The sequence below is a fragment of the Uliginosibacterium silvisoli genome (assembly GCF_036017035.1).
In the GTDB taxonomy this organism is placed as follows: Bacteria; Pseudomonadota; Gammaproteobacteria; order Burkholderiales; family Rhodocyclaceae; genus Viridibacterium; species Viridibacterium silvisoli.
This window is the reverse complement of sequence record NZ_JAYXHS010000001.1, coordinates 1,814,337-1,826,603: the sequence shown is the minus strand read 5'-3', so window position 1 is coordinate 1,826,603 and position 12,267 is coordinate 1,814,337. Positions and strand designations below refer to the sequence as shown.

Annotated in this window: 14 protein-coding genes; 6 read left to right on the top strand and 8 right to left on the bottom strand. The window is 63.7% G+C overall.

What is annotated here, in order from left to right:
* Nucleotides 1-51 precede the first annotated feature (51 nt).
* Genes VVD49_RS08305 through guaD form a run of 4 tightly spaced genes read left to right on the top strand, consistent with a single transcriptional unit; the run spans nucleotide 52 to nucleotide 3,744 of the window.
* Nucleotides 52-657 (top strand): acyl carrier protein phosphodiesterase, encoded by a 606-nt coding sequence (locus tag VVD49_RS08305; protein WP_327598670.1) that lies wholly within the window; start codon nucleotides 52-54, stop codon nucleotides 655-657.
* 15 nt (nucleotides 658-672) lie between these two features.
* Nucleotides 673-993 carry a YnfA family protein gene (locus VVD49_RS08300; protein WP_327598669.1) on the top strand — a complete coding sequence of 107 codons (321 nt, stop codon included), beginning with the start codon at nucleotides 673-675 and terminating at the stop codon, nucleotides 991-993.
* A gap of 5 nt (nucleotides 994-998) precedes the next feature.
* Complete coding sequence (locus VVD49_RS08295) at nucleotides 999-2,375, top strand: 8-oxoguanine deaminase (RefSeq protein WP_327598668.1); 1,377 nt, start codon at nucleotides 999-1,001, stop codon at nucleotides 2,373-2,375.
* 22 nt (nucleotides 2,376-2,397) lie between these two features.
* Entirely contained in the window at nucleotides 2,398-3,744 is a 1,347-nt protein-coding gene (gene guaD / locus VVD49_RS08290; protein WP_327598667.1) for a guanine deaminase, read from the top strand.
* Between the two features lie 94 nt (nucleotides 3,745-3,838).
* On the opposite strand, the gene VVD49_RS08285 is transcribed toward guaD, so the two are convergent.
* Nucleotides 3,839-4,402: an RICIN domain-containing protein gene (locus tag VVD49_RS08285; RefSeq protein ID WP_327598666.1), complete on the bottom strand. Its 564-nt coding sequence runs from the start codon at nucleotides 4,400-4,402 to the stop codon at nucleotides 3,839-3,841.
* 217 nt (nucleotides 4,403-4,619) lie between these two features.
* Nucleotides 4,620-5,522 carry a LysR family transcriptional regulator gene (locus VVD49_RS08280; RefSeq protein WP_327598665.1) on the bottom strand — a complete coding sequence of 301 codons (903 nt, stop codon included), beginning with the start codon at nucleotides 5,520-5,522 and terminating at the stop codon, nucleotides 4,620-4,622.
* 112 nt (nucleotides 5,523-5,634) lie between these two features.
* Between VVD49_RS08280 and VVD49_RS08275 the strand changes: the two genes are divergently transcribed.
* Nucleotides 5,635-6,276 carry an NAD(P)-dependent oxidoreductase gene (locus tag VVD49_RS08275; protein ID WP_327598664.1) on the top strand — a complete coding sequence of 214 codons (642 nt, stop codon included), beginning with the start codon at nucleotides 5,635-5,637 and terminating at the stop codon, nucleotides 6,274-6,276.
* Nucleotides 6,277-6,334: 58 nt separating this feature from the next.
* On the opposite strand, the gene VVD49_RS08270 is transcribed toward VVD49_RS08275, so the two are convergent.
* Nucleotides 6,335-6,841 (bottom strand): fimbrillin family protein, encoded by a 507-nt coding sequence (locus tag VVD49_RS08270; RefSeq protein WP_327598663.1) that lies wholly within the window; start codon nucleotides 6,839-6,841, stop codon nucleotides 6,335-6,337.
* A gap of 60 nt (nucleotides 6,842-6,901) precedes the next feature.
* Entirely contained in the window at nucleotides 6,902-7,549 is a 648-nt protein-coding gene (gene leuE / locus VVD49_RS08265; protein WP_327598662.1) for a leucine efflux protein LeuE, read from the bottom strand.
* A 112-nt stretch (nucleotides 7,550-7,661) separates the two neighbouring features.
* Here leuE and VVD49_RS08260 point away from each other — a divergent pair, with 112 nt between their 5' ends.
* Entirely contained in the window at nucleotides 7,662-7,973 is a 312-nt protein-coding gene (locus VVD49_RS08260; RefSeq protein WP_327598661.1) for a hypothetical protein, read from the top strand.
* A gap of 24 nt (nucleotides 7,974-7,997) precedes the next feature.
* On the opposite strand, the gene VVD49_RS08255 is transcribed toward VVD49_RS08260, so the two are convergent.
* The 4 genes from VVD49_RS08255 to VVD49_RS08240 all read right to left on the bottom strand — a co-directional run bounded on the left by VVD49_RS08255 (nucleotide 7,998) and on the right by VVD49_RS08240 (nucleotide 12,192).
* Nucleotides 7,998-8,945, bottom strand: a complete 948-nt coding sequence (locus tag VVD49_RS08255; protein WP_327598660.1) for an ABC transporter permease — start codon at nucleotides 8,943-8,945, stop codon at nucleotides 7,998-8,000.
* Nucleotides 8,942-10,009, bottom strand: a complete 1,068-nt coding sequence (locus VVD49_RS08250) for an ABC transporter permease (protein ID WP_327598659.1) — start codon at nucleotides 10,007-10,009, stop codon at nucleotides 8,942-8,944. The genes VVD49_RS08255 and VVD49_RS08250 overlap by 4 nt, the downstream gene beginning before the upstream one ends.
* Nucleotides 9,999-11,561, bottom strand: a complete 1,563-nt coding sequence (locus VVD49_RS08245) for an ABC transporter ATP-binding protein (RefSeq protein WP_327598658.1) — start codon at nucleotides 11,559-11,561, stop codon at nucleotides 9,999-10,001. The genes VVD49_RS08250 and VVD49_RS08245 overlap by 11 nt, the downstream gene beginning before the upstream one ends.
* A 334-nt stretch (nucleotides 11,562-11,895) precedes the next feature.
* Nucleotides 11,896-12,192, bottom strand: coding sequence for a GIY-YIG nuclease family protein (locus VVD49_RS08240; protein WP_327598657.1), 297 nt, complete (start codon nucleotides 12,190-12,192; stop codon nucleotides 11,896-11,898).
* Nucleotides 12,193-12,267: the final 75 nt, after the last annotated feature.

Below are 12,267 nucleotides of genomic sequence, written 5' to 3'. Positions count from 1 at the left end.
CACACTGCGCCCTTGCGCGCTCCTCTGCGCGTGGAACCTGCGTGGAGCTCAATGAATTTTCTGGCGCACATCCTTCTCGCCCGGCACAGCGACGACGCCATGCTCGGCGCCTTGCTGGGCGATTTCTGCAGACCGGGACAGGAACGCGACTTCAGCGTCGAGACGCAGCGTGAAATCCTGATCCACCGGAAAGTGGATGCTTTCACCGACAGCCATCCCCTCGTGCGCGAAGCAAAGACGCAATTCCGTGAACACACGCGACGCTTCGCCGGCATTGCACTCGACGTGTTCTACGACCACGTCCTGGCCGCAAACTGGGCGCGCTATAGCGACCAGGCACTGGATACCTTCACCCGCGATTTCTATCGCGTGCTGCTCGCCCGGCGCAGCAGCCTGCCGGATAGTGCAGCCACCGTCGCGCAGTACATGACGAGCCAGGACTGGCTGGGCAGCTATATCGACTTCGAAGGCGCGCGGCTCGCCGTACGGAGAATCTCGCGGCGCCTGTCGAAGAATGGCGAGCGACTTGCGGAAGCGGCCGACGATCTCGAAACCCACTACGCACGATTCGCGACCGGCTTCCACGCGTTCTTTCCGGAGCTGCAGGATTTTGCCGCGCGCACGCGCGAACACATGAGCACACAGCCGACCTCTTGAATGCCTCCTGAACCGATGAAGACACTCCTTCTGTTCCTGCTCACCGCCGTCGCTGAAATCGTCGGCTGCTATCTGCCCTGGCTGTGGCTCAAGCAGGACAAGAGCATCTGGCTGTTGATACCGGCTGCGCTCAGCCTGGCGTTATTCGCATGGCTGCTGACACTACACCCGACAGCGGCTGGCCGCACTTACGCAGCTTACGGTGGCGTCTATATCGCCGCCGCCATCGCCTGGCTGTGGCTCGTCGACGGCGTACGCCCGACAAGCTGGGATCTGGTCGGCTCGGCCGTATCGCTACTGGGTATGACCATCATTGTTCTAGCACCAAGGAGTTGAACGCCATGAGCACGCTGCTCCTCAAGAATGCCGACATGCTTGTCACCATGGATGCCACGCGCCGCGAAATCGCCGGCGGCGGCGTGTTCATCCGCGACAACGTGATCGAAGCCGTCGGCGCCGTGCACGAGTTGCCGAGCGGCGCTGACGAAGTCATCGACCTCGCAGGTCACGTGCTGATGCCCGGCCTCATCAACACGCACCATCACATGTATCAAAGCCTCACGCGCGCCATCCCCGCCGCGCAGGACGCCGAATTGTTCGACTGGCTGCAGGCGCTGTATCCGATCTGGGCCCACCTCACGCCGGAGATGATCCGCGTATCGACGCAGACCGCTATGGCCGAGCTGATCCTCTCGGGCTGCACGACCTCGTCCGATCACCTCTACATCTATCCGAATGGCTGCCGGCTCGACGACGCCATCGAAGCTGCACGCGAGATCGGCATGCGCTTCACGGCGACTCGCGGCAGCATGAGCGTCGGCCAGTCGCAGGGTGGTCTGCCGCCTGACAGCGTGGTGGAGAAGGAAGACGACATCCTGCGCGACACGCGCCGCCTCATCGAGACGTACCACGACGCCAGCCGCCACAGCATGCTGCACATCGCCGTCGCGCCCTGCTCGCCTTTCTCGGTCAGCCGTGAGTTGATGCGTGAGTCCGCCGTGCTGGCACGCGAGTACGGCGTACGCCTGCACACCCACCTCGCCGAGAACGTCAAGGACGTCTCCTACAGCCTGGAGAAGTTCGGCATGACGCCCGCGGAGTACGCCGAATCCCTCGGCTGGACAGGCAACGACGTGTGGCACGCCCACTGCGTGCAACTCGACGACGCGGGCATCAACCTGTTCGCACGCAGCGGCACCGGCGTCGCCCACTGCCCGTGCTCGAACATGCGCCTCGCTTCGGGCATCGCGCCGATTCCGAAGATGCGCGAGGCCGGAGTCCCCGTCGGCCTCGGCGTCGACGGCTCGGCATCGAACGATGGCGCGCACATGCTCGGCGAAGCACGCCAGGCGATGCTGCTGGCGCGCGTCGGCTTCGGCCAGTCGGCGATGAACGCACGCCAGGCGCTGGAAATTGCCACACTGGGTGGCGCCCGCGTGCTGGGCCGCGACGACATCGGCGCCATTGCGCCGGGCATGAGCGCCGACTGCGTAGCCTTCGCGACAGACAGCGTCGGCATGGCCGGCGGTGCCGTGCATGACGCCGTCGCCGCCCTCATTTTCTGCGCGTCGCCGCAGGTGGCGTACTCCGTCATCAACGGCCGCGTCGTCGTGAGCGCAGGCAAACTCACCACTGTCGATCTGCCTGCTGTCGTCCAGCGTCACAATGCGCTGGCGCAACAACTCGCGGCACTGGCCCGTGCCGCAGAGGCCCCCTGATACATTCCTCAAGGAGCGCTCGATGAATCCACACAATCACGCCATCCTCGTCCGCGGCAGCATCCTGCACTTCCTTGCCGACCCCGGCGAGGCGGATAGCGCCGATAGCTGGCAGTACTTCGAAGACGGCGCGCTACTCATCGAGGACGGCAAGGTCGTTGCCTGCAACCACTGGCAACAAGTCCTCGCCTCGCTGCCTGCACTCACGCGCACCACCGCACGCACTTACGACTACAGCGGCAAGCTCATCCTGCCGGGCCTCGTCGACACGCATGTGCATTACCCGCAGATGCAGGTGATGGGCTCTTTCGGCCGTCAGTTGCTCGACTGGCTCGAGCACTACACCTTCCCGGCCGAAGCCAGCTTCGCCGATCGCAAGATTGCCGAGAGGACATCGGCCTTCTTCCTCGACCGCCTGCTCGCCCACGGCACGACGACGGCATCCGTCTTCGCCACCGTCCACCCGCATTCGGTGGATGCCTTCTTCGAAGCCGCACAGGCGCGCAACCTGCGCATGCTGTGCGGCAAGGTGATGATGGACAGGCACTGCCCCGAGAACCTGCGCGACACGCCGCAGAGCGCGCTCGCCGACAGCCAGAAACTCATCGAGCGCTGGCACGGCAAGGACCGCCTGCGCTACACCGTGACGCCCCGCTTCGCACCGACCTCGACGCCCGAACAGCTCACCGTCGCCGGCGAATTGTTCACCGGCTTCCCCGACATGCACCTGCAGTCGCATCTCTCGGAGAACCGTCGCGAGATCGAGTGGGTCAGCGAACTCTTCCCCGGCCACCGCAACTATCTCGACGTCTACGATCATTACAAACTGCTCGGCCGCGGCGCCATCTATGGCCACGGCATACACCTCGATGCAGCCGAGCGCGCACGACTCGCCGAAACGCAGACGGCCATCGCCTTCTGCCCCACCTCCAACCTGTTCCTCGGCAGCGGCTTCTTCCATCACGACGCGGCCCACGCAGCAAGCATGCCGGTTGGCCTGGCCACCGATGTCGGCGGCGGCACCAGCCTCTCCATGCTGCGCACCATGGCTGCCGCCTACACCGTCAGCCAGGTACAGCACCAACCGCTCTCGCCCTGGCGCGCCCTCTACCTTGCGACGCTCGGCGGCGCCCACGCCCTGTCGCTCGACAAGTTCATCGGCAACTTCCAGATCGGCAAGGAAGGCGATTTCGCCGTCTTCGACTACAAGGCCATCCCCGAACTCGAATGGCGTGTCAGCCATGCGAAAGGCATCGAAGAGAAACTGTTTGCCCTGATCACACTGGGGGACGAGCGTTGCGTTGCCGCCACGCACATCCTCGGCAAACCCGCCACGCCGACGAGTGCAAGCCGCGAGATGAGCCAGTGATGCCAAGGCGGGCGGCCCACTTGGGGCGCACACTGGCACGCAGGTATCGGCCCCGTTCAACGAGAGTGCGGTACCCCCTGCGTGCCGACTTTTCCTACAGCTTCAGCCTGATCGTCCAGCGACGGGAGGGATCGCTGTCACAGTTGAACTGAAGCGCCTTCACGTTGTTGGCGGCACTCACCCCGCCGGCAATCGTCAGGCACTTGTTGGTCTGCACATTCCGGATCTGATAAACCCCGCTGCCGGTCACATCGCTGACCCTCCAGGTACGCGAGGGATGATTGTCACAGTCGAATTGAAGCGCCGTTACATTGTTCTCGGTGCTCAAACCGCCTGCGATTGTCAGGCACTTCCCTGTCTGCACGTTCCTGATCTGGTAAGTGCTGCCATCGACCATCTCTTTGATAGTCCAGCGACGTGAGGGATCACTGTCGCAATCGAACTGCACGGCGTCGACGTTGTTGTCAGTGCTTACACCTCCGGCGATCGTCAGGCATTTGCCGGTCTTGGCATTAATGAACATCAACTCGCTGGATATGGCAGCAGCGCCGGCAGGTTGTGGCCAAGCCCCCATGACCGCCAGGGCAAACGCACCTACACAGCCGATGGGCAAAATGCGAAACGGATTTTCTCTGTCTGCTGCATGACGGTTCTTCATACTCTTCTCCTTGCACGTTGGAAGCGAAGGCCATCGGCCGGGGCGCGCTCATGTGCCCGGACAACACGGCGTGTCCATGCAACGTAACAGGCCCCCCTGACGCTCTTCCCCCCGCAAGCGGGGGTATCCGGAGCGAAGGACTGCAGACCAACAGGCGAAAATCCACCCAACGACCACCCGCCGAGCGCAGATGTCGATACTGAACCCCATATCCGTCTCAGACAGATGCGCCGGGCACGCTGCGCAGATAGCTCTGCAGGGCTTCGATGGCGTGCCGGACTTTCGCTGGCTGGGCGTCGCGCTGTGGCGTAACGGCCCAGATCGGGAAGGTACGTGAATGCCATTCAGGTAGAACGGCAACGAGCCGGCCGCTGCGCAGATCATCATCGACATCAGCGCGCACCAGCTGCGCAATACCCAGGCCTGCGCCGCACATCTGCTGCAGGCTGAGCTGGTTGTTGCTGGTAATACGCGGTTCGATGCGCAATTGCTCCACAGGCTTGCCCGGCGCACTGAGTTCAAGCTCCAGGCCTGCGCCATCGCGCGGCAAACCAAGCCAGTCATGACGCAGCAGATCGGCGGGCGCCTGCACGGGCGCACGCCGCGCGAGCAAGGCCGGTGCCGCGCACAACACCGTATCCAGAGCACACAGGCGCCGCGCCGACCAGGACGAGTCCGCCAGACGCCCTGCGCGCAAGGCCAGGTCGATGCGCGCCTCGATGAGATCGATCATCTCGTCGGCCACCATGAGATGCAGCGTGAGCCCCGCGTTGGCGGCCAGCATGGGCGCAAGAGCGGGCGCGACAAGGCGCGCGAAGCCGACAGGGGCGGAGATGCGCAACTGTCCGGTCGGCGCGTCATGCGCGAGGCGCAACTGCGCCTCGGCGGCATCCGCCGCGACCACCATGGCCTTGCAGTGCACGGCGAAGCGCTGGCCTGCATCGCTCAGGCTGATCTTGCGCGTCGAGCGGTGCAACAGGGTCACACCGAAAGATTGCTCCAGCGTGCGCAGCTGCTGGCTGACCGCCGAGGTACTCATGCCCAACTGTCGCCCGGCCGCGCTGAGCGAACCGTGCTCGACCACTGCAGCGAAGATCGCCATCCGCCTCAGATCTGCCATTGTGAAGCCCCGCTTAAATATATAAGCAAAAAATAGCGACTTCCGGAGCATTTGTGAAGCGCCTAATATTCCTCCATCGCTTCATTCCGAAGCTCTTTCAGGAAGACGCATCATGAAAATCGCTCTGATCGGTGGCACAGGTTTCGTTGGCTCGGCCGTGCTCAAGGAATTGCTGGATCGCGGTCACGAGGTGGTTGCGCTGGCGCGCACCCCCGGCAAGTACGCCTCGCAGCCGAAGCTATCCGTTGTGCAGGCCGACGTGCTCGACGCCAGGCAGGTGAGCAGCGCGGTTGCCGGCACCGACGCCGTGGTCGATGCCTACAACCCGGGCTGGAGCAATCCGGATATCTACAACGAATTCCTGGCAGGTACGCAGGCAATCCTCGACGGCATCAAGACCGCCGGTGTGAAACGCGTGCTGGTGGTCGGTGGCGCGGGCAGCCTCTACGTCGCGCCCGGTCTGCAGCTGATCGACACGCCGGAATTCCCCGCTGCGTACAAGCAGGGCGCGCTCGGCGCACGCAAGGCACTCAACGACTTGCGTGACGAGCAGACGCTGGAATGGAGCTTCCTGTCACCGCCCGTGTTCCTCGCTCCCGGTGAGCGCAGCGGCAAGTACCGCTTCGGCAAGGACGACCTACTGTTCGATGGCGACAAGCCCGCCGGCATCTCCGTCGCCGACCTGGCTGTGGCCATCGTCGACGAGATCGAGGAAGGCCGTCACATCCGCCAGCGCTTTACCGTCGCTAGCTGATCGCGCTTTTGACTGACACGCCGTGCGCGGTGTCGCAGACACCGCGCACGGCAATGCATCAAGGCTGGATGCCCTTCGGGGCGATGATGTTCTGCGCAAGCATCTCGTCAGCCAGCTCTTGCACCGAAGCGCGCGAGAACTTCTGCGGATTGCCGTCCACCACCAGCAGGTACGACCAGACAGGCTTCTGGGTGGCCACGTGCACCAGAACCGCATCCACATTGATCACCACCCCTGCTCTTGCACGCACTGATGACGGACGGAGCAAGAGCACATAGCTCGCGTCCGTCTGCACAGGCTTCTGCAGTGGCCCGGTAGTCACCCGCACGTTGCTGATGTCGAAGGTGTTGCCGACTTCCTTCCCGATGAAATGCATATAGATGCCGATCTGGGCATTGGCGGCGGCAGCAATCGACCGGGTCGTCGTGGGCTCCGGAGACTCGTTGACCACGACATGCAGCGACGACACCGGCTCGGGCAGATCGGCAAGTTTGCGTCCGCTCGTTGCACAGGCGGCAAGCATGAGGCACAGGGCGGCGATAAAGGCGAATGAAGAGCGGGGCATGGAATGAATGCCATGGAGATTTATCAGGTGGCGCGCATTCTATCCTGAACGCCCCGCACTTCAGACCAGGCGTGCCGTCGCCAGCTTGATGCAGAAACCGATGAAAGCCAGACCGACCAGCCCCATCGCGAGCGCCGCGCTGCGCTGATGCGCGCGGAACTGTTGCGCCAGATGCGCGCCGCCGAAGATCAGCATCGACAGGTAGAGCGCGCTGAGGATCTGCACGATGACACCGAGGATCAGGAAGGACAGCCCCGGGTATTCGTAGTGCGGGTCAACGAACTGGATGAAGAATGAGATGAAGAAGAGGATGGCCTTCGGGTTCATCAGGCTGATCACGAGGGCCTTGTGGAAAGGCTGGCCGACGTCGGTGGTGCCCGGGTCGGCATCGACGGGCGCTTTGCCACGCCAGCGCATGATGGCCGTGCGCAGCAAGCCGATACCGATCCAGCCGAGGTAGGCGGCGCCCACGTACTTGATCAGCATGAACAGCAAGGGCGTGGTGTGCAGCAAGGTGGCGACACCGCTCGCCGAGAGAATCATGAGGATGGTGTCGCCGACGAAGATGCCGCAGGCGCCGCGATAGCCCGTCGCCACGCCGAAGCGCGAGGCGATGGCCATGACGTAGAGGGAGTTCGGGCCCGGCAGCAGGACGATGAAGATCGAGCCGAGAATATAGGTCGTGAGGTCGGTGATGCCATAGAACATGTGGCGATTCTACCGTCACGACCGCTTCGCCAACTCGCGGCGCAGAGGTACTCTCTGTCGCCAGCATCTGCTATCGCCTGCAACGGCGGCAAGAATCGATATCAGGAAGAAGATGAAGATCACCGTACTGCGCCAGGCTTGTTGCGCCCAGGACGATCAGGCTGGTCCGCTGGACATGCAGTTCAGCATCGAGCCCGACGCCACGCTTGCCTCTCTCATCCAGGAAATCGCCAGGTCGGGCTTCCTGCAATATTCCTCATCGCACAACCGGTTGACCGGGGAAGTGGATGACATTGCGCTCGTCGAGGTCTTCTCCCCCTGGAGCGTCGATGCGAAGCCTCCGGAATTCAGGATCGATCCACAGACAAGCGCCCTTGCCCTGCTCGACGGGAAGACGCTGTTTTTCAATTTTCGCCATGTATAGGCCGCGCCCCGGCTCGCAGGGTGCTCAGCGCTCGCCCTTGCGATAAGGCTTCATCAGCGCTTGCGGATACGCAGCCCGGCGCGCCATGAAGATCAGCGCAAGGATGGACAGCAGGTACGGCAGCATCAGGTAGAGCTGGTAGGGCAAGGCACCGCCCGACTGCTGCAGGCGCAACTGCGCCGCATCGAAAGCCGCGAACAGGATGGCGCCGAGCAGCGCCTTGCCCGGCCGCCACGAGGCGAACACGACCAGTGCCACGCAGATCCAGCCGCGTCCGTTGATCATGTTGAAGAAGAAGGCGTTGAAGGCTGACAGGGTCAGGAACGAGCCGGCCACACCCATCAGCGTCGAGCCAGCGACGATGGACAAGGTGCGTACGCGGATGACATCCAGCCCCTGCCCTTCGGCCGCAGCCGGGTTCTCGCCGACCATGCGCAGCGCCAGCCCGGCCGGCGTGCGGTAGATCAGGTAGATCATCAGCGGCACGATCAGCAGCGCGAGCAGGGTCAGTGCCGTCTGCGCAGCGAGCACCGGGCCGATCACGGGAATGCCCTGCAAGGCCGCCAGCGGTGCGAACGGCTCAATGGTGGGCGGCGTCGTCACCTTCGGAAAACTCACGCGATAGGCGAACGACGCGAGGCTGGTCGCCAGCATGGTCAGACCCAGCCCGGCGACGTGTTGCGAGACGGTCAGCCACACCGTGAGGATGGCGTGCAGCAAGCCGCACAGCGCGCCGGTGAGCGCAGCGACGAGCACACCGGTCCACAGGTCGGCGCCGTGGTACACCGCCAGCCAGCCGGTGAAGGCCCCCGCCACCATGATGCCTTCTATACCCAGATTGAGTACGCCGGCGCGCTCGCAGACGAGTACGCCCAGCGTGCCGAAGATCAGTGGCGTGGCGATGCGCAGCGTGGCGATCCAGAACGGCACTGAAGCCAGCATGTCGGCGAGCGTGGAGAGGAAGTCCATCATGCCCGTCCCCAGCGGATGCGGTAACGCGTCAGTAGCGTCGCAACCAACATGGCCAGCAGCGCGGTCGCGACGATGACATCGGCAATGTAGTTGGGCACGCCGATGGCGCGACTCATGCTGTCAGCACCGACCAGCACGGCGGCGACGAACACGGCAGAGAGCATCACGCCGAGCGGATGCAGGCCGGCCAGCATGGCGATCACGATGCCGGCGTAGCCATAGCCCGGCGACATATCGAGCGTGACGTAACCCGCGCGCCCAGCCACCTCGCCGACACCGGCGAGGCCTGCCAGCGCACCCGAGATCAAGGCGCACAGCAACACGGTGCGCCGCACCGGCAAGCCGGCGAAGGCCGCTGCGCGCGCATTGGCACCCACCGCACGCAGCGCGAAGCCGAAAGTGGTGAAGCGCTCGACCAGCCACACGATGACGGCCAGCGCACTCGCCATGAGCAGGCCGCTGTGCACACGCGTGCGCTCAAGCAGCTTGCCGAATTCGAGTTCGGGATTGATGCCCACCGACTGCGGCCAGCCCATCGCCATCGGGTCTTTCATCGGGCCGTCGAGCATCATCGACACGAACAGCAGCGCGATGAAGTTGAGCAGCAGCGTCGTCACCACTTCATCGACGCCAAGCTTCGCCTTCATCCACGCAGGGCCGAGCAGCAGCAAAGCGCCCGCGGCCGCACCCGCGATCAGCATCAGCGGGAAGAGCACGGCAGGCGGCAGATCAAAGCCCGTGCCGCCGTGCAGGCCACCGACGGCTACCGCCGCCAGCGCGCCGACATACAGCTGGCCCTCTGCGCCGATGTTGTAGAGCCGCGCGCGAAACGCCACCGCAGCCGCGAGACCGGTGAGGATCAGTGGCGTGGCGCGCGTAAGTGTTTCGGCTATCGCGAAGCGCGAACCGAATGCGCCTTCGATGAGCAAGGCATACGTGCGCCCCACCGGCGCGCCCGCCCAGGCCACGAGCAAAGCGCATATACCGAAGGTGAACAGGATGGCGATGACGGGCGCCAGCACCAGCGCACTGCGCGAGACCTCGCCGCGTGCTTCAAGCCGCATGTTGCTCCCCCGCTCCACCCGCCATGGCGAGCCCGATGTCGGAGAGTGTCCATTGCTCGGTCGGCAAGGCCTTGCCGAGACGCCCCTTGAACATCACGGCAACGCGGTCGGCAATCGCGAACAACTCATCGAGGTCTTCCGAGATCAGCAACACGGCGGCACCCTGCGCAGCGGCATCCAGCAGGCAGCGATGCACATAGGCGACGGCGCCGATGTCGAGACCCCAGGTCGGCTGGTTGGCGATGATGAAAATTGGCGTCGCCGCTTGCGTCTGATCGCTTTGCGAAACAGACAAGGCGCGGCCGAGAATCAGCTTCTGCATATTGCCGCCGGACAGCACGCGCGCCGCGACGTCGATGCCGGACAGGCGCACGTCGAAACGCTCGACCAGCGAACGCGTGAAGGCACGCGATGCCTTGCGACGGATGAAGCCGAAACGTGAAAAGGCAGGCAGGTGCAGGCGCTCGGAGACGGCGTTCTCCCACACCGCCAGATCGCCGACCACGCCAACGGCATGCCGATCTTCCGGAATGCGTGCGACACCACGCGCCACCCATTCGCGCGGGTTGGCACGCATCGATTCGCCCTTGATCGATACCTTGCCCGCACTCGCCGCCAGCGTGCCGCACAGCAACTGCGCAAGCGCCAGCTGACCGTTGCCGGACACGCCAGCGATGCCGACGATCTCTCCTGCATGTACTTCGAGATCGAGGGCGCCGAGCAGATGTCGACCGCCCTGCACGACACTCGCACGTTCGAGTCGCAACACCACGTCGCCATGTGCTGCCGCATCGGGGCCACGCTCACGTTGCGGCAGACTCACTGTGCGCCCCACCATCAACTCTGCGAGTTCTGCCTTGCTGGTCTCATGCGTGGCGCGCGTACTGACCAGCTTGCCTGCACGCAACACGGCCACGCGATGCGATACGCGCAGCACTTCGTCAAGCTTGTGACTGATGAAGATGATGGACAGGCCTTGCGCCACGAGTTGCGCCAGCGTGGCGAACAGCGACTCGCTCTCCTGCGGCGTGAGCACAGCCGTCGGCTCATCGAGAATCAGGATGCGTGCGCCGCGATACAGCGCCTTGAGAATCTCCACGCGCTGCCGCTCACCGACCGACAGCGAGCCGACTGCGGCATCGGGATTCACACCGAGACCAAAACGCTGTGCCGTGTCGACCAGCTTCGCGCGCGCAGCACGACGTCGCGAGAAGAGTTGCCACAAAGGCTCCGTTCCCAGCAATACGTTGTCGAGCACGCTGAGGTTGTCAGCCAATGCGAAGTGCTGATGCACCATGCCCACGCCCGCAGCAAGCGCGGCTTTCGGATCTCCAGCGGGCAGCGCTTTGCCGAACACTTCGATGCTGCCGGCATCTGCCACGTAATGCCCGAAGAGGATGCTCACCAGCGTGCTCTTGCCGGCGCCGTTCTCGCCGAGCAAGGCCAGCACTTCGCCGTGACCCAGTTCGAGCGAGATATCGTCATTGGCCACCAGCGAACCGAAGCGCTTGGTGATGTGCGACAAGCGCAGCGCTGATCCGATCTGGGTCATGGTTGACTGCCCGCGCGATGTGGCCGCCAGACACCCCGTCGTTCCCGCGAATGCGGGGACCCAGTGACTTTCGGGAGGTAACCAACGCCGCTGGATTCCCGCGTTCGCGGGAATGACGGGATTGGGCGGCTGGTGGTGCTTTTCGATCGTTGTGGTAGACGCCGTACGTCTGGATCAGTTCGACTTCCAAGTCGCGAACCTGTCACGCAAGCGACCAAAGTGCCTGGCAGCCCAACATACCGCCACACACGCCGTCGTTCCCGCGAACGCGGGAACCCAGTGGCGTTCGCGTCGCCCACGAAACTGGACTCCAGCTTTTGTCCAAATGAGGACGCTACGCGGCAAGGCTTTCCCATAGATCGTTCCAGTAAGGATTGCTCGCTTCGATCAACTCGATCTTCCATGCGCGAGTCCATTTCTTCAGCTGCTTCTCGCGCGTGATGGCTGACTCCATCGTGCCGTGCTGTTCGTACCAGACGAGTAACTTAACGTCGTGGCTCGAAGCAAAGCCTTTGACCACCTTGTTGCGATGCTCCCAAACCCTCTTCACCAGATCCGATGTGACACCGATGTACAAAGTGCCGTTGCGTTGGCTGGCGAGGAGATAAACACAGGGCGAAAGCTCTCTCACGGAAAATTCAGCTCGGGTGATGCGGCACCTGATGCCGCGAAGCGGCAATCCTACAACTCTCCGTCGTTCCCGCGA

What these genes read in the sequence shown, in the direction of transcription:
- VVD49_RS08260 (WP_327598661.1), top strand. Translation starts at nt 7,662, where the DNA reads ATGAAGATCACCGTACTGCGCCAGGCTTGTTGCGCCCAGGACGATCAG.
- VVD49_RS08270 (WP_327598663.1), bottom strand. Translation starts at nt 6,841, where the DNA reads ATGCCCCGCTCTTCATTCGCCTTTATCGCCGCCCTGTGCCTCATGCTT.
- guaD (WP_327598667.1), top strand. Translation starts at nt 2,398, where the DNA reads ATGAATCCACACAATCACGCCATCCTCGTCCGCGGCAGCATCCTGCAC.
- leuE (WP_327598662.1), bottom strand. Translation starts at nt 7,549, where the DNA reads ATGTTCTATGGCATCACCGACCTCACGACCTATATTCTCGGCTCGATC.
- VVD49_RS08255 (WP_327598660.1), bottom strand. Translation starts at nt 8,945, where the DNA reads ATGATGGACTTCCTCTCCACGCTCGCCGACATGCTGGCTTCAGTGCCG.
- VVD49_RS08295 (WP_327598668.1), top strand. Translation starts at nt 999, where the DNA reads ATGAGCACGCTGCTCCTCAAGAATGCCGACATGCTTGTCACCATGGAT.
- VVD49_RS08245 (WP_327598658.1), bottom strand. Translation starts at nt 11,561, where the DNA reads ATGACCCAGATCGGATCAGCGCTGCGCTTGTCGCACATCACCAAGCGC.
- VVD49_RS08300 (WP_327598669.1), top strand. Translation starts at nt 673, where the DNA reads ATGAAGACACTCCTTCTGTTCCTGCTCACCGCCGTCGCTGAAATCGTC.
- VVD49_RS08275 (WP_327598664.1), top strand. Translation starts at nt 5,635, where the DNA reads ATGAAAATCGCTCTGATCGGTGGCACAGGTTTCGTTGGCTCGGCCGTG.
- VVD49_RS08285 (WP_327598666.1), bottom strand. Translation starts at nt 4,402, where the DNA reads ATGAAGAACCGTCATGCAGCAGACAGAGAAAATCCGTTTCGCATTTTG.
- VVD49_RS08280 (WP_327598665.1), bottom strand. Translation starts at nt 5,522, where the DNA reads ATGGCAGATCTGAGGCGGATGGCGATCTTCGCTGCAGTGGTCGAGCAC.
- VVD49_RS08250 (WP_327598659.1), bottom strand. Translation starts at nt 10,009, where the DNA reads ATGCGGCTTGAAGCACGCGGCGAGGTCTCGCGCAGTGCGCTGGTGCTG.
- VVD49_RS08305 (WP_327598670.1), top strand. Translation starts at nt 52, where the DNA reads ATGAATTTTCTGGCGCACATCCTTCTCGCCCGGCACAGCGACGACGCC.